Raw genomic sequence first — 18,039 nt, forward strand, 5'->3', positions numbered from 1 at the left:
TTATCACATGCGTGAAATTGTCTTTGATACCGAAACCACCGGCTTCGACCCAAAATCGGGCGATCGCATGGTTGAGATCGGCTGTATCGAACTGATCGACCGGATCGAGACCGGCCGCACCTATCACGCCTATTTCAATCCCTGCCGGACGATGCCGCCAGGTGCCGAGGCGATTCACGGACTCGGCGACGCCTTCCTCGCGAACAAGCCCAAATTTTCCGATAAGGTCGCCGAGCTGCTCGACTTCCTGGGAGATGCCAAGCTCGTCGCGCACAACGCGCCGTTCGATTTCGGCTTTCTCAACGCCGAACTGGGCCTGTGCGGACAGCGCGGCGTGTGCATGACGCGGATGATCGACACGATCGCCATCGCCCGCACGCTGCATCCCGGCGCCAAGCACAGCCTCGACGCGCTGTGCACGCGTTACGGCATCGATCGCAGCCATCGCGTCAAGCACGGCGCGCTGCTCGACGCCGAATTGCTGACCCAATTGTATATCGAGCTGACCGGCGGGCGGCAGATCGGATTCGATATCGGCCTCGCCAAGGCGCCCGGCCAGTCCGACCAGCCTGCTTCGCGCGCGCCCGCCCGACCCTATCGCGAGCCGCGCGCTTTTGCCGCGAGCGCCGCCGAACTTGCTCGTCACGCCGCTTTTATCGCGCGGATCGACGGCGCCTTGTGGAACGCCGACGCCGCCTAGACCGTTGAACCCCTGCATCTCGCGTGGGGATAAGGAGCATAATATGGACATTCGCGTATCGGGCCATCAGATGGATACCGGCGACGCCCTTCGGACGCATGTCGGGGATCGAATGAACGCCATCGCCGACAAATATTTCGCCCGCGCCATCTCGGCGCACGTGACCTTCGGCAGGGCACCGCACGACGCAATCGACTGCGACATCGTCGCGCACGTCATGCAGGGCGTCGTGATGAAGGGCCATGGCCGTGCCCGCGAAGCGCATGCCGCCTTCGAAGCGGCGGCCGAGCGCGTCGAAAAGCAGCTGCGCCGTTACATGGGCCGGTTGAAGGACCGTCATGTCGGCAGCAACGGCGCCGCCACCCGCGCGCTCAACATCGACGATATCCCCGGCGACGCGGGCTACACCGTGTTCGACGGCACCGAAGAGAGCGACGATGTCGGCGATGCACCCGTCGTTGTCGCCGAAACGCGCGTCGATATCCCCGAGGCAGCGGTCGCCGACGCGGTGATGATGCTCGACCTGCGCGACACCAACGCGCTGCTGTTCCGCAATGCTCAAACCGGCGCGCATAATATGGTCTATCGCCGTCGTGACGGGACGATCGGCTGGGTAGAGCCTGCGCGGGGCTAGATTTTATGGCGTCCGCCCTCTAGGGATCGCTCGTCGGCCGAGGCCTCGCCCCGGTCGGCCATCCTTTTTGTATTTTATCGTTGTGGCACGCGCGTTTGCGGCCCGGCGAGTGGCAATGGCATATGAGCGATCTCAACGATCTCCTTTATCCGGCAACGGTGCAGGCCAAGGCGGCGATCGAGGCGAAAAAGGCGTTCTTTCCCTACGCCGGTGCCCTCGCGGCGACCGCACTCGGGCTCGACGGCGGCGAGGTTGCCGAACGATTGCTCGAGCGCGAGCGGCTCGGCACGACCGCGTTCGGCAAGGGCGTCGCGCTGCCGCATGCGCGGCTCGAAGGGCTCTCGGGGGTCAAGGGACTGTTGCTCGAGCTCGACCGCGGGATCGATTTCAACGCGGTCGACGGCCTGCCGGTCGACGTTTTCTTTGTCCTGCTGTCGCCGGTCGATTGCGGGGCCGATCATCTGAAGGCGCTGGCGCGCGTGTCTCGCTACCTGCGCGACGAGCAGGCGGTGGCGCGGCTGCGCGGCGCCAAGTCGAGCGAAGCGCTCTATGCTCTGGTATCGGGCCAGGCGCGTGACGCCGCCTGAGAACGCTGCGCGCGACGTGTCGGGGCCCGGCGAAACCGCCCATTTCCGCGCGCTCGAATCGCTTTACGATTCGGCGCCGATCAACGCCAAGTTCCCTTCGGTCCTGCATATCGATGCCCCCGGCGTGGCGCGGATCACCTTCGATGTCGACGAAAGCGTCTATCACGCCGCGGGCGCCGCGCACGGGACGAGCTATTTCAAACTGCTCGATGATGCCGGTTTTTATGCCTGCAACAGCCTCGTCACCGATCGCTTCCTGTTGACCACCGCGTTCAACCTGCTGTTCACCCGGCCGCTCAAGTCGGGACCGGTCGTCGCGCACGGCCGCTGGCTCAGCGGGCGACGGCGCGTGTTCGTTGCTGAATCGACGCTGGTTGATGCGCATGGCGAGGAGGTCGCGCGCGGGACCGGCACCTTCATGCGCTCGTCGTTCGCGCTGTCGGGCCTGCCCGGCTACGCGAATCGCAGCCGCGAGTGACCGCGCAGCTTCCCGCGCGCCTCGTCGTCACCGCGCTGATTCGCTCGGTGCAGGTCCAGGGCGGCTTCGCGACAGTCTTAAAAAGCGGTAACGATGATTCCGGTTCGATTATGCTGCAATGCACCAAAATGGGCCAGTTCGAGCGGCTGCTGGAGCGCCAGATGACGCTCGACGGAGCGTATGAATGGCGCGCAATTCCCGAAGCACAAAACAAAAACCCGTTGGAATTAAACGATTATATCGAAAGGCGCTACGCCCAAGACCGCGATTTGTGGGTCCTTGAGCTAGACGTCGCAGACACGGAACGCTTCGTCGCTGAATTGAACGCGTTCGGTTGACCCCGGCCATCTGGAGGCTATTGAGCCATCCAACGCAACGCGCAGGTTGCCCTCGTCATCCAGGTCGGATGGCATTGGGGGGGTAAACACGCAGTCGGACGACAGGTTCCCGGATGCCGGCACGCGGCCTCCATCCGGCCCAACCTTCGACCGCACAGACCGACGATTACATGACCAATATTTTGCGCGCCGCCAGCCTCGCTGCGGTGCTTATGACTGCAGCCGGTACGTTCATTGCGACCGATCCCGGCTTTGCTTCGGAATCTGCCACACAGGCCACCATCCCGACGCTCCAGATTGACCGCGCGATGGTCGATCATTCCGGTGATGCTATCGATAAATCGCTTCGCGCGCCCGATAGTTCCCTGCCAATCCAAATTTCCGACGAGACCGCCGATGCGCCCAGTGCCATCGAAGACGCGATCGCCGATGCAGACAGCGCCAGGATCGAAGCCGCCACGCTTGGCGAACTCGTGCTGAAAATGCCGATCCCCGATACGCTCGATGCCGAAACCCAGTGCCTTGCCGGCACGATCTATTTCGAATCGAAGGGCGAAACGCTTTCTGGCCAGCTCGCCGTTGGCCGCGTCGTCCTCAATCGCGCCGCGTCGCCGCGCTTCCCCAACAGCATCTGCGGCGTCGTCTATCAGCGCAGCCAGTTCTCGTTCGTTCGCGGCGGCAAGATGCCGCGCATCAACACCGCGAGCAACTCCTGGCGCAACGCCGTCGCAATCGCGCAGATCGCCCGCAACGAGCTGTGGAAAAACGACGCCAAGGGCGCATTGTTCTTCCATGCTGCGCGCGTATCGCCGCACTGGCGCCTGACGCGCATCGCGCAGATCGACAACCACATCTTCTATCGCTGAACATAACCGCGGCGCCCGCGCCGACACGTTCGCATCGAGCTTCCGCAACGCCTCGCCCTCAAAGGGCGGGGCGTTGCCATGTGTTGCCGATTTGTTCTAGGTTAACCGCATGGCCAGCCTTTCGCCTCCCAACTCCGATCGTGAGTCGCTCGCCAACCCGTGCGCGAGCGACGTCGCGCGCGGCGTCGCCCGGATGTTTCATGCCGCCGGCCTGACCGTGTTGTGCGAAGTCCCGCTGCCCAACGGCCGGCGCGCCGACATGCTGGCGATCGACGCCAAGGGAGCGGTGACGATCGTCGAGATCAAGGTCGCGCGCGGCGATCTTCACGGCGACACAAAATGGCCCGACTATCTTGCCTATTGCGATCGCTTCTTCTGGGCGCTCGATCCCGCGCTCGATGCGGAGTTGCTGTCGCGCGATACGCACCAGCCCGAACGCTGCGGCCTCATCATCGCCGATCGCTACGGTGCAGAGATCGTCCGCGAGGCGGCGGTCCACGCGCTCGCCCCGGCGCGGCGCAAAGCCGAGTTGCTGAGGATCGTGCGGCTGGCGATGCGGCGGATGATGGTCGCTGCCGACCCCGAGATGCTCAACCTGTACGCCGACGGTTGACGCCGGTCGCCGGGCGGATCAGCCGCCGGGCTTGAAGATCGGCCCGTTGGGCAGCGCGTCGTCGGGTTCCGCGGAGCGCGGCGTCAGCGCATCGAGCAGCGCGTCCGAACGTGCGTCGCGCGTCGCATAATCGCGCGCGCTCAGCCCGGCGACATAATCGGCGCGATCGGGATCGGCGCCGTGTGCGACAAGCATCCGGACGAGAACGGGCTTGCGCAACTGGACTGCACGGATCAGCGCCGTCTCGCCGCGCGAATTGGCGAAGTTGGCGCTCGCGCCAAGATCGAGCAACAGCTGCGCGGTCTCGCTGTCGCTGTTGAAAACCGCGATCATCAACGGCGAACGTCCAGCTTTGTCGAGAACATCGGGGTTTGCACCCTTGCCAATCATGAACCGGATCCATTCGGAATCGCCGCGTTGCGTGACGATATGCAGCGCGGTTTCGCCGCTGTCGCGATCAGCCGTGTTGATCAGCCCGTTTGAAGCAGTGCCCAACAGCGTCATAACTGCGGTGCCGTCACGGTCGGTCACCGCCTTGAGAAAGCGGACCGAAGGCAGGGCTTCCTGCGCCATCACCGTTTGCGGCTGGCCGATCACGGCAAGACCAAGGCTCAGGGCGACCGCATAGTGAAAAGACCGAAAGGAACGCATCATATCTGGCACCGATTGTTGATTTCACGCGCATGGCAGCGCATGGCTGACAGCATCATGAACATTGCCTCTTCTATCACGCTCGCTTTGGCCTTGGCCAGTCTTTCGGCCTGCTCGCCATCGCCCTCGAACACCGCCGAACCGCCGCTCGCCGGCGCGTCGATCGGCGGACCCTTCAGCCTGGTAGACCAGGACGGCGCCGTCTTCACCGACCGCGACCTCAACGGCAAATACGCCATCGTCTATTTCGGCTACACCTATTGCCCCGATGTCTGCCCGGTTGATCTGCAGAAACTGATGCGCGGCCTTGCCGCATTTGAAAAGTCCGATCCGGCCGCCGCCGCGCTGGTCCAGCCCGTCTTCATCTCGGTCGATCCGGCGCGCGACACGCCTCCCGTGCTCAAGACCTTCGTGAGGAGCTTTGGGCCGCGCCTGATCGGCCTGACCGGGACCGACGAACAGGTCGCGGCGGCCGCCAAGGCCTATGCTGCGAGCTATCACAAGGTCGCCGGCTCGCAGCCCGACGCCTATCTGATGGCGCATACCCAGATCGCCTATCTGATGGGGCCAAATGGCGAACCGATCGCGCTGCTTCCGCTCGACGATCCCTCGACCAGCCAGGATGAGGCGAGCCCCGCAGCGATCGCCGCGACGCTGGCGCAATGGGTCCGCCCGGCGAGATGACCGACGACGCACCGCGGCCCGCGCCGTTCTGGGAACGCCCGCTCGCCAGCCTCGACGCCGGCGAGTGGGAAGCGCTGTGCGACGGCTGCGGCAAATGTTGCCTGCACAAGGCCGAGGACGAGGATAGTGGCCGGATCTATCCGACCAACATCGCCTGCCGCCTGCTCGACCGCGAAACCGCGCGCTGCAGCGATTATGCACACCGCAAGCGCCACGTTCCCGACTGTCTCCAGCTGACCCTCGCCAAGGTCGAGGACATCGACTGGTTGCCGCTGACCTGCGCCTATCGCCTGCGCGCCGGAGGCAAGCCGCTGTTCGACTGGCATTACCTGATCAGCGGAGACCGCGAGGCGGTCCATCGCGCGGGCCAGTCGGTGCGCGGCTGGACCGTGGCAGAGGCCGATGCCGGCCCGTATGAGAATCACCTTGTCGATTTTCCGATCTAACTCGGGCCGATCTGACGCCGCCGCCACCACCGACGCGGCGCTCGCTTGCTATGTCACCGGCCCGTGCGGCACGGACTGGCCGCTGCGGCTCGTGGTCCACCCGCGCGCGCGCCGCCTGCGCCTAGCCTGCGACCCGGTGCGCGGCGAATTCCGCCTGACCGTTCCGCCACGCATGGCCCAGCGCAAGGCGATCGCCTGGGCCGACGGCCATCGCGGCTGGGCGCGCGAACAGGCGGGCAAGGGCGGTGCGCCCGAGAGCGTCGATAATGGTAGCGCAATACCGTTTTGCGGCGGCGAGATCGTCATCGCCTGGGATCCGGCCTATCCGCGCGCCGCACGCCGCGTCGGCGACGAGCTTCAGCTCGGCGGCCCGCGCGAGGCGATTGCGCGCCGGGTCGAACGCTGGCTCAAGGATCAGGCGCGCACGATCATGACGCGCGAAACGCACGAATATGCGACCCGCGGCGGGCTGGTCTGTGAAAGCGTCAGCATCGGCGACCCGCGCTCGCGCTGGGGCAGCTGCTCGGCGCGCGGCACGATCCGCTACAATTGGCGGTTGATCATGGCGCCCGAGACGGTGCGCCGCGCGACCGTCGCGCATGAGGTTGCGCATCTCGGTCATCTCGACCACAGCGCGCGCTTCCATGCACTGCACGCGGCGCTGTTCGAAGGCGATCCCGTTGCCGCGCGCGCCTGGCTACGCGCGCATGGCCAGCAGCTGCGCCGCCTGCGCTTCGCCTAGGCTCAGTAAATCCCGCGCTGGCCGACCGGTTCCTGGTTGGGCGCGGGCAGCGGAGGCTGGTTCGGCGGTTGCGCCCGCCCGGGCTGCTCACGCGGGGCTTCCGGGCGCGCGGGTTGCGGTGCCGGTGCCCCGGGGCGTTTGCGTCCGGTCATTTCATCGATCCATTGCTGGTCGATCGGCTGGTCGGCCGCAGACGGCTGTTCGCCCGGCTGTGCGGGGGCCGGTATTTCGATCGGCATGCCGTTTTCATCGACCAGCATGCCGTTGTCGGGCGCATCGAGATACTGGTCCTGTTCGTTCGACAGGACCCAGTCGGGCAGCGTGACCTGGGTGTCGAAATTCTCGACCGGTCGCTTGGCGACCGCGATCCGCATATAGTCGGCCCAGGCGGTCGCCGGTGCGCGTCCGCCCTGCAGCCCGCCGACCGCCTTGGCGTCGTCGCGCCCCATCCATACCGCGGTGCTCAGGCCGCTCGAAAAGCCGACGAACCAGCCGTCCTTGTTGCTGTTGGTCGTGCCGGTCTTGCCTGCCACCGGGCGGCCGATCTGCGCCGCGCGACCGGTGCCGGTGTTGACCGCGGTTTGCATCAGGTCGGTGATCCCGGCGGCGACCCAGTCGTCGACCAGCTGCGTCGGCGCCGCCTCGCGGTGCTGGTAAAGGACGTCGCCGTCGGCGGTCGTGACCTTGGTGATCGCATAGGGGGTCACCGACACACCCTTGCGCTGGATCGCGGCGATCGCGCGCGCCATGTCGATGACGCGCACTTCGGACGATCCCAGCACCATCGACGGGTGGGTGTTGATCGGCGTCGATATGCCGAACCGGCGCGCCATGTTGGCGATCGACGAATAGCCGACCTCGTTGCCGATCTGCGCGGCGACGGTGTTGATCGAATAGGCGAAAGCGGTACGGACCGAGACCTTGCCGCTGAACCGCCCGCTCGAATTCTTCGGCGACCAGCCGTTGATCGAGACCGGTTCGTCGACCACCATGTCCTCGGGACGATAGCCCGATTCGAGCGCGGTCATGTAGACGAAGATCTTCCACGCCGAGCCCGGCTGGCGGACCGCCTGCGTCGCGCGGTTGTAGTTCGACGTGACGTAATCGCGTCCGCCGACCATCGCACGCACCGCGCCGTCGCGGTCGAGGCTGACCAGCGCGCCTTGCAGTCCGTTCGGCGTATCCTTCGAAATCGCGTTGGTCGCCGCCTGCTGCATCGGCAGGTCGAGCGTGGTCCAGACGTCGATCGGGTCGTTGGTCTCGTCGATCAGCATGTCGAGCTGCGGCAGCGCCCAATCGGTGAAATAGCGCGCGCTGTTCTGGTTCGACTGGCGCGCCAGTTTGACCTTGGTCGGTTGCGCCGCGGCAGCCTGTGCGGGGGTGATCGCGCCGGCATCCTGCATCACCTGGAGGACGACCGAGGCGCGGTCGATCGCGGCCTGCGCATCGGCGGTCGGCGAATAGCGCGACGGCGCCTTGACGAGGCCCGCGATGATCGCTGCCTCTTCAAGGCTCAGCTCGCGCGCCGAGTGGCCGAAAAAGCGCCGCGATGCGGCATCGACGCCATAGCTGCCGCCGCCGAAATAGACCTTGTTGAGATACAGTTCGACGATCTGCGATTTGGAGAATTTCCATTCGAGCGCAAACGACAGCACCGCCTCGTTGATCTTGCGACCGATCGAGTAGCTGTTGGTCAGGAACAGGTTGCGCGCGACCTGCTGCGTGATGGTCGATGCGCCCTGCCAACGGCGGCCCGTCCCGCGGCGTTCCCACGCGGTATAGACCGCGCGCGCCATGCCGACGGGATCGATCCCGAAATGGCTGTAGAAACGGCGATCCTCGACCGCGACCATCGCGTCGGACATGACCGGCGGGATCTCGTCGAGCGACAGCCACTGGCCGTAATTGGGCCCCATCGAAACGATCACCGTGCCGTCATTGGCGCGGATGCGGATCGTCTGTTCGTTCTTCGACTGCTTGAGCGCCTGGTAGTCGGGCAGCTGGTTGGCCGCGATCGCGACCCATGTGGCGAGCGCCACGGTACCGATCAGCGCGAGCGCGAGGCCACCCTTGACGATCCGCCGCAGCCAGTCGCGCCAGGTCAGCGGTCCACCCTTGGCGGGGTTCGATTTTGGGCGACCGCCGGTCGCCTTGCGCTTGGCCATTCAGTTCCCCTGGGCGGCATCATTGCGCCCGGTCCCGACCGGCGCGTTGGCTCGCGACGCGTTTACGATAGCTGAACACGCGAAGAAAGAGGCTAGGCGTCAGGCCCCGTTGTCAGGCTTTGGCGTCGAGGTCGAGCGAGGTCGAATTGATGCAATAGCGCATGCCGGTTTCGCCCGGACCGTCGGGAAAGACATGGCCGAGATGGCCGTCGCATGCGGCGCAGCGCACCTCGACGCGGCGCATGCCGTGGCTGTCGTCGACATTCTCGACGACGACGCCGTCGGCGGCAGGGCTGGTAAAGCTCGGCCAGCCCGAGCCGCTGTCATATTTGGTCTCGCTCGAGAACAGCTCCGCGCCGCAGCCCTTGCAGCGATAGACGCCGGGCGTCTTCTCGTCGGTATAGGCGCCGGCAAAGGCGCGCTCGGTGCCCGCCTCGCGCAACACGTGATATTCCTCGGGGGTGAGTTCGGCACGCCATTCGGCGTCGGTCTTTTGAATCTTTTCCATCACGCGAATGTGGGATGCTTGGGCCGGTCATGCAAGGTGCTCAAACGATCCGCGTTGTACGGGCAATCAGTCGCGGCAGCGCGGGGAACCATCGCGCCGCACCGATGCCCAGCCTTGCCAGCCCGGGGCTCTCGGCGGCGCGCCACGCCGCCCCCGCGACACGCATCGGCAATGCCGCACGGCGCGCGAAGTCGCCTTGATAGTCGCTGGCCGCACCGGCCCCGCCGCGCAGCAATGCGGCCACCGCATCGCGTGCCGAGGCGAGTGCGATACCGATCCCTTCGCCCGCCAGGCTCGGGATCACCGCCGCCTGGTCACCGACACGAAGCCGGCCCGGCTCGGTGCTCTGCGCGATAAAGCCATAGGGCACCGCGGCGATCGCATCGGTCGCGCTGAGATCGGCGACGTGCGCAAGCCGTTCGCCAAGCTGCGGGTTGGCGGCGCCGAGCATTGCGAGCAGCGCAGCGGGGCTGCCACCGGCCTGGGTCAGCAGCGACTTGCGCACCGCCATGCAGATATTGCCGCCACCGTCCTCCTGCCGCACGATCCCGGCATAGCCGCGGTCGAACAGGTGGAGCTCGATGCCGTCGCCGACCAGCGCGGCAAAGCCAGCCGAGGGGTCGGCGCGGACGCGCAGGCCGAGCACGGGATCGTCGGCGATCGCTTCGGGCATCGTCCGCCGCGCGCCGGGCAGCTCGTGCTTGCCGCTCGCAAGAATCAGCGCGTTCGCGCGCAACATTCCCGCCTCGCCGCAATCGACCTGCCCATCATCGCCGATTCCGCGCACCTTCACGCCAAGCTGGATGCGCGCACCGCATGCGGCGGCACGGTCGAGCATCAGCGTATCGAGCCGGTGGCGCGACACCCCCATCGCGGCATGCGGCAGGCGCGAATGCGCCACGCGATCGCCCGCGAACAGCGCGAGGCGCGTAACGCGCTGCCCGCCGAGCGCGTCGCTATCGATCCCCAAGGCTTCGAGCTGTTGCAGCGTCCGCCAGCTGAGGAACCCGCCGCAAATTGCATCGCCGATTGCGCGCTGGCGTTCGACCAGATGGACCTCGGACCCGGCGCGCGCGAGGCCAATCGCCGCGGCCGAACCTGCCGGACCGCCGCCGATGATAGTGACTGGATCGGCGCTCATCTGATCCGCTCTACGCAGAGGCGAAAGGGAAATCGCCGGACGATTTTGGCCGCGTTTTCCAACTCGGCGCGCGCCAGCATCGCCGTCCACTCGCCGCGCCGAAAACTCCGCGCGATCGACAGCTGACCGTCGGCACGGACAATCGGATCGACGCCCATCGCCCGCGCCAGCCACGGATAGCCGAGATAGGCCAGGCGGTGGCGGTGGAGGTCGTTGACCATCCAGCCAAGCGCCGCCTCGCCTTCCATGAACGTCAGGAAATCGGCGCGCTCGGCATCGGACATGTGATGCGCGACGAGGCTCGACAGGACGATATCCCAGCGCTCTCCGGCAAGGTCGCGATAGTCGCCGGTGCGCCAGTCGATCGCCATTTCCGGCGACGTTGCTGCGCGCGCGCTTGCCGCGCTCCTGGTGTTGAGGTCGATCCCGACCAGCTCGACGCGCTGGCCGCGTTGCCCCGCCCAGCGCGCGATCCGCCGCAGCATGTCGCCCTGGCCATAGCCGACGTCGAGGATGCGCCACGGTGTCGCGCGCGCATCGCGTGCATGTACAGCTTCTAGAAAGCGCAGCGTCGCGCGCGGCGCCATCGTCACCGCGTTGACCCGCGCGAGGTCGCGCAGCACCCTGTCATACCGCGTCGCGGGCAGGTCGGCGGCGTCCATCTGCTCTTCGGTCGTGTGACGTTGCGACAGGGATGCGAACGGGTTCATCGCGTCATCGGGGCAGGTCGAACGCCAGCCCCTCGACCGCGACGCCGGGGCCGAAAGCGAGCGCGATGCCGGAGCCGGTGCGCCGCTCGGCGATCATCCGGGCAAGGACGAACAGGACGCTGGCCGAGCTCATATTGCCAAAGGCGGCAAGCACCGCGCGGCTGTCGTCGAGCGCGTGCTCGGGCAGGTCGAGGCCGCGCCCGACCGCGTCGAGGATCGAGCGCCCGCCGGGATGGATCGCGTAAAGATCGGGTGGCGTGTCGCCGATCAGCTGCACGCGGACCGCTGGATCCTCGAGCGCGTCGTGCAGTCGTCGCGGCACTGCGCCCGACAGCTCCATCGAAAATCCGGCATCGCCGATATGCCACTGGATCAGCTCTTCGCCGCCGGCGAGTGCAAGGCTGGCGGGATCGCCGAGCCGCATTGCGTCGGCCGGCGCAGCGTCGGCGGCGGTGAGCAGCGCTGCCGCGGCGCCATCGCTGAACTGGAGCATCGCGAGCAGCCGTTCGATTTCGTCGGTCGGCGTCAGGTGAAGCGACGACAGCTCGACCGCGACGACGAGGACGCGAGCATCGGGTTCGGAGCGAACGATATGGCGCCCGGTCCGCAGCGCGGTAATCCCGGCATAGCAGCCCATGAAGCCGATGAAGGTCCGCTCGACGTCGGCATCGAGGCCGAGTTCGCGCGCGATGATCTGGTCGATGCCCGGCGCGACGAAGCCGGTGCAACTGGCGACGACGAGATGGGTGATGCCGCCAAGCTCGACGCGGCTCGCCAGGTCGCCGATCGCGGCGAGCGCGAGCTGCGGCGCGTAGCGGGCATAGGCCGCCATCCGCTCGGCGGTGCCGGGGAGAGGATCGCGATCGTAAAACCCGCCGGGCGCCACCGGCGAGCCGCCATCATCGCCGTGCGGCAGAACCGACCAGCGCTGATCGATGCCCGACCGCGCCGCCATCCGGAGGAACATCTTGTCGGCGCGCTCGTCGGCGACGTGCGCGCTCGCCCAGTCGATGAACGCGCCGTGCACCTCGTGGCTCGGAACCGCCGTGCCGATGCCATGGACGGCGGTGGTAATGGATTGGGTCATAGCGGCCTTCCGGCGAATCGCCGTCGATCGGCTTTGGGGAGTCCCGCCACTATACGCTCAAAGCGCGGAATCGGATGTTGTTCACCCGAATTCTATCAACGCGACCGCGCGATGGCTGTTCCGCGATCACCGGCGCGACATGCCGACACGCGCTGAACGGCGGTTCGCCTCGTGCGCCATTGCGACGAGCAGCTGGCGCATCAGTACGCCGCCCGGGCTCGCGCGCGCCTTGATTGCGCGTTCGGTTGCCTGCAGCCGTTCGACGATCCGCGCGGTCGCCTCGGTATCCCAGATCGCCAGCTGATGCGCGACGCTCGCCTGCTCCTTGAAGAAGACGCTGCGATCGCGCGCGACCTCGCCCGGCGAACGGCCGCCATCGACCGCGGCGCGCAACCGCGCGAGCAGCCGGGCGCGATTGCCCATCGCGCGAATCAGGCGGATCTCGTTGAGCCCGGTCGCATCGATGCTCTCGATCATCGCGCTGAGGTCGGCGACGCGGCCGCCGAGCGCGACGTCGATGCTGCGCGCAATGTCCTCCTCGTGCGTTTCGGCGCCGAGAGCGATCAGCGCATCGGGCGTCAACGTCCTGGGTTCGGCGGGCGAGGCATCGAGATAGAGCGCGAGCTTTTCGAGCTCCTGCGCCAGCACCAGCCGGTCGCCCGCGACCATGTCGACGAGCATCCGTCCGACATCGCCCTCGAAGCGCAGGCCGAGCGGGCCGGCGATATCGCGCGCAACCTTTTCGAGCTCGCGGCCTTCGGGGGCATAATGGATCGTCGCCATCGCCAGCCGCGACCCTTCGGCAAGCTTCATCAGCTTCGATCGCGCCGACACCCCGGGGCCGATCGCGACGACGGGGTTGCCCGCCTGCGGCGCTTCGAGCAGTGCGGTGACCGCCGCGACGCAATCGTCGCCCGCTCCGGCGATGTTCAGTTCGACATAGCGCGGCCCGCCGAACAGCGCGATCGATGCAGCCTCGTCGGCGAGTCTCGCAGGATCGGATTTCAGGCTCGGCGAATGGATATCGATGCGCTCGGGCGGCTCGCTCGACTGCGCCTTGATCGCCTCACCGAGCGCGCGTGCGCCCGCGATCGAGGCGGCGGCGTCGGGTCCGGTCAGCAGGTAGAAACGTATCGCGCCGTCGGGGCGGGCGAGCGCGCGCGCCATTTCGGGCGGCTTGACCTTCACGGTGTCTTGGCCGCGGCGTCCATGTTGCGCGCATAGATGGCGAGCCGCGCGACGATCTGGTCGGCAATCATTTCGGCGAGCCGTTCGAGCGCGCTGTCTTCGGCGGCGATCGTGGCATATTCCGAGGACACGACGTCGATCCCGGCATCCGAACTGGCGGTCGCGTCGAGCACGACCTCGCCGTTGGTGCTGTCGGTCAGCTGGTAGCGCGCGCGCAAGGTCCGCCGTTCGCGCGTCACCGCATTGTCGCGCCGCACGCCATAGCCGGTGATGTCGTCGTCGAGCGTGACGATCAGGCGATAGCGCTGCGACGTTCCGCCATTAAGTGCGTCGAGCCGCTGCGCCAGCGCATTGTGCACCAGCCAGCCCGCGCGCCCTTCGATCGGCGCAATCTTGACGTCGGCCAGCCCGTGGGCGACCGCGCCATGCGTCCCGCCGGCATAGAGCGGCGTCAGGCTGCAGCCGCCCAGCGCCAGGCTCAGCAGGACCAGCGGCAGCAGCAAGGGCGCGCCGCGGCGCGTCACAGGACGATATTGACCAGGCGGTCGGGCACGACGATCACCTTCTTGGGGACAGAGTCGCCAACATAGGCGACGATCTTCTCGCGCGCCATCGCCGCGGCTTCGATCTCGTCCTTGGCCATGCCCTTGGGCAGCGTCATCGTGTCACGCAATTTGCCCATCACCTGGATTGCGATCGTCGCTTCGTCGTCGACCAGCAACGCCGGATCGGCGACCGGCCACGCCGCGTCGGCGATCAGGCCCCGATCTTCATTATTGGCGCGGCCCATTTGCGCCCAGGCTTCCTCGGCAAGATGTGGCACCATCGGCGCAACCAGGCGCACCAGACCGTCGATCGCGTCGTCGCGTGTCGCCGACGGCTTGGCTTTCTCGATCGCATTGGCCAGTTCGTAGAGCTTGGCCACCGCCTTGTTGAACGCCAGCGCGGAGATATCGTCGCCGACGCCTGCGATCGTCCGGTGGAGCTTTTGCGCGAGCGGCTTGTCGGTCTCGCCGCCGCCCTTGCCGACACTGCCGATCAGGCGCCACAATCGCTGGACGAAGCGCCACGCGCCCTCGATCCCGGCCTCGCTCCACGGCAGGTCGCGCTCGGGCGGCGAATCGCTGAGCATGAACCAGCGGACCGCATCGGCGCCGTACTGGTCGACGATCGGCAGCGGATCGATCGTGTTCTTCTTCGACTTCGACATCTTCTCGACGCGGCCCGGCGTGACCGGCGTGCCGTCGATAATACGCGTCCAGTCGGCGCCGTCGCGCTTGACCTCATTCGGGCTCAGCCAGCTGCCGTCGCCCGCCTTGTAGGTCTCGTGCGTCACCATGCCCTGCGTGAACAGCCCGGCGAACGGTTCCTTGACGTCGATCATGCCGATCCGCGCCAGCGCGCGCGTCCAGAAACGGGCGTAGAGCAGGTGCAGGATCGCGTGTTCGACGCCGCCGATATACTGGTCGACCGGCAGCCATTGCCTGACGATCTCGGGATCGAACGGGCGGTCCTTCGGCTGGCTGGCGAAGCGGAGGAAATACCAGCTGCTGTCGACAAACGTGTCGAGCGTATCGGTCTCGCGCCGCGCCGCGCCGCCGCATTTGGGGCAATCGACCTGGCTCCAGCTCGGATGGCGGTCGAGCGGATTGCCCGGCGTCTTGAAATCGACGTCCTCGGGCAGGACGACGGGCAGCTGGTCCTTGGGCACGCCGACGGGGCCGCATGTGGCACAGTGGATGATCGGAATCGGGGTACCCCAATACCGCTGACGGCTCACGCCCCAGTCGCGCAGGCGCCACGTCGTCGTCGCTTCGCCCCAATTTTCTGACGTGGCCCGCGCGGTCACCGCGGCACCGGCCGCCGTGACGTCCATCCCGTCGAGAAAGCCCGAATTGACGATTCTGCCCTCGCCGGTGAACGCGGTGTCGCCTTCGAATACCGCATCGGCACTATCGTCCGGCGTGACAACCTGCCGCACATCGAGACCGTATTTGCGCGCGAAATCGAGATCGCGCTGGTCGTGCGCCGGCACGCCCATCACCGCGCCCGATCCATAATCCATCAGCACGAAATTGGCGATGTAGATGGGCAGCGCGATATTGGCATCGAGCGGGTGGATCGCCTTCAGCCCGGTATCGAAGCCCAGCTTTTCCTGCGTCTCGACCTCGGCCGCGGTCGTTCCGCCCTGTTTGCACCGCGCGACGAACGCTGCGGCATCGGCATTGTCGGCGGCGATCCGCTGCGCCAGCGGATGATCGGCGGCGACCGCGACGAAGCTGGCGCCGAAGATCGTGTCGGGCCGTGTCGAGAAGACCTCGACGGTGCCGGACGACCCCGCGACGGCGAAGCGGAACGTCAGCCCCTCGCTCTTGCCGATCCAGTTCTCCTGCATCAGCCGGACCTTGTCGGGCCATTTGTCGAGATCGCCAAGGCCGTCGAGCAGCTCGTCGGCGAAATCGGTGATCTTGAGGAACCACTGGCTCAATTTGCGTTTTTCGACCGGCGCACCCGATCGCCAGCCCTTGCCGTCGATCACCTGTTCGTTGGCGAGCACGGTCATGTCGACCGGATCCCAGTTGACCGCCGATTCCTTGCGATAGACGAGGCCGGCTTCGAGCAGGTCGAGGAACAGCGCCTGCTCGTGCCCGTAATAGTCGGACTCGCAGGTCGCCAGTTCGCGCGTCCAGTCGATCGCAAAGCCCAGTTTCTTCAATTGCGCGCGCATCGTCGCGATATTGTCGCGCGTCCAGCCACCGGGGTGGACGCCCTTTTCCATCGCCGCATTCTCGGCGGGCATGCCGAACGCGTCCCAGCCCATCGGGTGGAGCACTTCGTGCCCGGTCATCCGCTTGTAGCGCGCCAGCACGTCGCCCATCGTGTAATTGCGGACATGGCCGATATGGATGCGCCCCGACGGATAGGGGAACATCTCGAGGATATAGGACTTGGGCTTGGCGCTCGCGTCGTCGGCGACGAAGGTCGCGTCCTGCTCCCAGCGCGCTTGCCAGCGCGCATCGGCGGCGAGCGGGTTGAACCGCTGATCTGTCATAGTGCGCCCCGTCTAGCGATCATGGGGGGGCCGGATCAGCCCGCGATGGCGCTTTGGCGCAGCGAACGCGCCTTGGTGAGGATGATTTCCTCAAGCTTCTGCACCGTCGCAGCGGCCACCGGCGCGTCGACCCAGCCGGTCCCGCGCGAAACCTGGCGCGATGCCGCGACGCGTAGCGCGTCGGCCCGCAGGTCGCTGTCGAGGATCGAGACCGTCACCTTGACGCGCTCGCCGGGGTTGGCCGGATTGGCGTACCAGTCGGTGACGATCACGCCGCCGTTGCTGTCGGCCTGCGTCAGCGGCATGAACGACAGCGTTTCAAGGCTGGCGCGCCACAGATAGCTGTTGACCCCGATCGTCGTCGTCTGCGCTGCAGCGAGATCGGCCCGCGGGCGATCCTTCGAGGCGCAACCCGCCAGGGCAAGCGCGATCGCGCCGGCGGCGATCAGGGTTTTGACAGAAGAGGGGGCGAAACTGGTCATGGCTGAAAGGCTTTCGATACGGCGCGGGTTAACTCTGCGGCATGGTGGGCAGGGAAGCGTTGGCAGCACGTCTAACCGCCAAGCCGAAGCGGAGCAAGCACGTCGGCATCGCGTCGCCGCCGGGGAGGGACTGTGGGGCTTGTGCAACACCATCGCATCTTTCGCCAAATAGGCCTTGTTCGATTCGCCATCGTCCCCAGCTATGTGCTAGCTATTGAAAACGAACATGTGGGTGTGGAGTCGCAAAGCGGTGAAATCCAAGGCGATCATTGCAGCATTGATGGCAACCGGCGCGGTTGTGACGCTTTTTGCGTCGCCTGCGCTGAGCGCTGCCGTGTCGCTGTCGGACCGCACGATGGACGTCGCGGAGATGGCCGGACAGTTCACCCCGGCGACGGGCGATCCGCGCCTGATCGAACGCTACGCCAGGGTTTCGGACGCGACCAAGCGCAATTTCCGCTTCACGCCGGTCGTTGCCCGCTCGGCCGACGGCAGCCGTGCGATTACCGTCGTGGTGCGCGCGCCCGCGCGTTCGCTCGGCTCGACGACCGCGCAGAATATCTTGCCGACCGAACGCGACAAGCCGCTGGCGATTGCACCGGTCGCGTACAATCTCGGCAAGTCGGTCGGCTATACCAAGTTCACCATTCCCGATGCCGGACCCGGCCTCGATCTTGCCACGCTGCCCAAGGCGCGTGCGCCTGAAACGACGACGAGCAAATCGCGTTTCAGCACCGAGCTCAAGCTCGGGCAGGACGGCGCGGCGGTCAGCAGCGCACGGACGCTCAACCCCGACGATGCGGCCTCGGTCGATGTTGGCGCGGGCTACAGCCTCAGCCGCCGCCTCAAGGTGACGGCGGGCGTTCGCTACAAGCAGGCGAACGATCACCTGACCCCGCTGGCCGACGATCGTCGCGACAGCCAGGCGGTCTATGTCGGAACGCGCTTCAAGTTCTGATCGCGCCAG

Annotated in this window: 21 protein-coding genes; 11 read left to right on the forward strand and 10 right to left on the reverse strand. The window is 66.6% G+C overall.

Translation table 11 applies throughout. The features are described 5' to 3' along the window. Positions 1–7 precede the first annotated feature (7 nt). The 7 genes from dnaQ (at position 8) to FSZ31_RS01275 (ending at position 4,216) form a co-directional block, all read left to right on the forward strand. Positions 8–700: a DNA polymerase III subunit epsilon gene (gene dnaQ / locus FSZ31_RS01245; RefSeq protein ID WP_147121251.1), complete on the forward strand. Its 693-nt coding sequence runs from the start codon at positions 8–10 to the stop codon at positions 698–700. Positions 701–743: 43 nt separating this feature from the next. Then, entirely contained in the window at positions 744–1,334 is a 591-nt protein-coding gene (gene hpf, locus FSZ31_RS01250) for a ribosome hibernation-promoting factor, HPF/YfiA family (RefSeq protein ID WP_147121252.1), read from the forward strand. A gap of 122 nt (positions 1,335–1,456) precedes the next feature. After that, entirely contained in the window at positions 1,457–1,921 is a 465-nt protein-coding gene (locus FSZ31_RS01255; RefSeq protein WP_147121253.1) for a PTS sugar transporter subunit IIA, read from the forward strand. Next, positions 1,884–2,399, forward strand: coding sequence for a PaaI family thioesterase (locus tag FSZ31_RS01260; RefSeq protein WP_147121254.1), 516 nt, complete (start codon positions 1,884–1,886; stop codon positions 2,397–2,399). The genes FSZ31_RS01255 and FSZ31_RS01260 overlap by 38 nt, the downstream gene beginning before the upstream one ends. Beyond that, positions 2,396–2,737, forward strand: coding sequence for a DUF1491 family protein (locus FSZ31_RS01265; protein ID WP_147121255.1), 342 nt, complete (start codon positions 2,396–2,398; stop codon positions 2,735–2,737). Before FSZ31_RS01260 ends, FSZ31_RS01265 begins: the two co-directional genes overlap by 4 nt. Before the next feature lie 113 nt (positions 2,738–2,850). Then, on the forward strand, positions 2,851–3,603 hold the full coding sequence (locus FSZ31_RS01270; protein WP_236643609.1) for a cell wall hydrolase: 753 nt from the start codon (positions 2,851–2,853) through the stop codon (positions 3,601–3,603). Between the two features lie 109 nt (positions 3,604–3,712). After that, a complete protein-coding gene (locus tag FSZ31_RS01275; protein ID WP_147121256.1) occupies positions 3,713–4,216 on the forward strand; it encodes an MmcB family DNA repair protein in 504 nt (167 codons plus the stop codon). An 18-nt stretch (positions 4,217–4,234) separates the two neighbouring features. On the opposite strand, the gene FSZ31_RS01280 is transcribed toward FSZ31_RS01275, so the two are convergent. Next, complete coding sequence (locus FSZ31_RS01280) at positions 4,235–4,870, reverse strand: ankyrin repeat domain-containing protein (protein WP_147121257.1); 636 nt, start codon at positions 4,868–4,870, stop codon at positions 4,235–4,237. A 39-nt stretch (positions 4,871–4,909) separates the two neighbouring features. On the opposite strand from FSZ31_RS01280, the gene FSZ31_RS01285 reads away from it, so the two are divergent. The 3 genes from FSZ31_RS01285 to FSZ31_RS01295 are packed head-to-tail and all read left to right on the forward strand — an operon-like array spanning position 4,910 to position 6,739. Continuing rightward, complete coding sequence (locus FSZ31_RS01285) at positions 4,910–5,551, forward strand: SCO family protein (RefSeq protein WP_147121258.1); 642 nt, start codon at positions 4,910–4,912, stop codon at positions 5,549–5,551. Beyond that, a complete protein-coding gene (locus tag FSZ31_RS01290; protein WP_147121259.1) occupies positions 5,548–5,997 on the forward strand; it encodes a YcgN family cysteine cluster protein in 450 nt (149 codons plus the stop codon). Before FSZ31_RS01285 ends, FSZ31_RS01290 begins: the two co-directional genes overlap by 4 nt. Then, the gene (locus FSZ31_RS01295; protein ID WP_147121260.1) at positions 5,966–6,739 is read left to right on the forward strand and encodes a M48 family metallopeptidase; all 774 of its coding nucleotides are present in this window, start codon (positions 5,966–5,968) and stop codon (positions 6,737–6,739) included. Before FSZ31_RS01290 ends, FSZ31_RS01295 begins: the two co-directional genes overlap by 32 nt. Positions 6,740–6,741: 2 nt before the next feature. On the opposite strand, the gene FSZ31_RS01300 is transcribed toward FSZ31_RS01295, so the two are convergent. The 9 genes from FSZ31_RS01300 to FSZ31_RS01340 form a co-directional block, all read right to left on the reverse strand. Then, positions 6,742–8,904, reverse strand: coding sequence for a transglycosylase domain-containing protein (locus FSZ31_RS01300; RefSeq protein ID WP_147121261.1), 2,163 nt, complete (start codon positions 8,902–8,904; stop codon positions 6,742–6,744). A gap of 112 nt (positions 8,905–9,016) precedes the next feature. Then, positions 9,017–9,412, reverse strand: a complete 396-nt coding sequence (gene msrB, locus FSZ31_RS01305) for a peptide-methionine (R)-S-oxide reductase MsrB (RefSeq protein WP_147121262.1) — start codon at positions 9,410–9,412, stop codon at positions 9,017–9,019. Positions 9,413–9,452: 40 nt separating this feature from the next. After that, positions 9,453–10,553: an NAD(P)/FAD-dependent oxidoreductase gene (locus tag FSZ31_RS01310; RefSeq protein WP_147121263.1), complete on the reverse strand. Its 1,101-nt coding sequence runs from the start codon at positions 10,551–10,553 to the stop codon at positions 9,453–9,455. Then, the gene (locus tag FSZ31_RS01315) at positions 10,550–11,263 is read right to left on the reverse strand and encodes a methyltransferase domain-containing protein (protein WP_201739097.1); all 714 of its coding nucleotides are present in this window, start codon (positions 11,261–11,263) and stop codon (positions 10,550–10,552) included. The genes FSZ31_RS01310 and FSZ31_RS01315 overlap by 4 nt, the downstream gene beginning before the upstream one ends. Before the next feature lie 4 nt (positions 11,264–11,267). Further along, the gene (locus FSZ31_RS01320) at positions 11,268–12,350 is read right to left on the reverse strand and encodes a type III polyketide synthase (protein ID WP_147121264.1); all 1,083 of its coding nucleotides are present in this window, start codon (positions 12,348–12,350) and stop codon (positions 11,268–11,270) included. 126 nt (positions 12,351–12,476) lie between these two features. After that, positions 12,477–13,538, reverse strand: coding sequence for a DNA polymerase III subunit delta (gene holA, locus FSZ31_RS01325; protein WP_147121265.1), 1,062 nt, complete (start codon positions 13,536–13,538; stop codon positions 12,477–12,479). Beyond that, positions 13,535–14,062: an LPS assembly lipoprotein LptE gene (gene lptE, locus FSZ31_RS01330; protein ID WP_201739098.1), complete on the reverse strand. Its 528-nt coding sequence runs from the start codon at positions 14,060–14,062 to the stop codon at positions 13,535–13,537. The genes holA and lptE overlap by 4 nt, the downstream gene beginning before the upstream one ends. Then, entirely contained in the window at positions 14,059–16,590 is a 2,532-nt protein-coding gene (gene leuS, locus FSZ31_RS01335; RefSeq protein WP_147121266.1) for a leucine--tRNA ligase, read from the reverse strand. Before leuS ends, lptE begins: the two co-directional genes overlap by 4 nt. Before the next feature lie 35 nt (positions 16,591–16,625). Beyond that, positions 16,626–17,072 carry a DUF3576 domain-containing protein gene (locus FSZ31_RS01340; RefSeq protein ID WP_147121267.1) on the reverse strand — a complete coding sequence of 149 codons (447 nt, stop codon included), beginning with the start codon at positions 17,070–17,072 and terminating at the stop codon, positions 16,626–16,628. A 250-nt stretch (positions 17,073–17,322) separates the two neighbouring features. Here FSZ31_RS01340 and FSZ31_RS01345 point away from each other — a divergent pair, with 250 nt between their 5' ends. Then, positions 17,323–18,030: a hypothetical protein gene (locus FSZ31_RS01345; protein WP_236643610.1), complete on the forward strand. Its 708-nt coding sequence runs from the start codon at positions 17,323–17,325 to the stop codon at positions 18,028–18,030. The last annotated feature ends 9 nt before the right edge of the window (positions 18,031–18,039 follow it).

The sequence above is a fragment of the Flavisphingopyxis soli genome (genome assembly GCF_007995095.1).
Lineage (GTDB): Bacteria > Pseudomonadota > Alphaproteobacteria > Sphingomonadales > Sphingomonadaceae > Flavisphingopyxis > Flavisphingopyxis soli.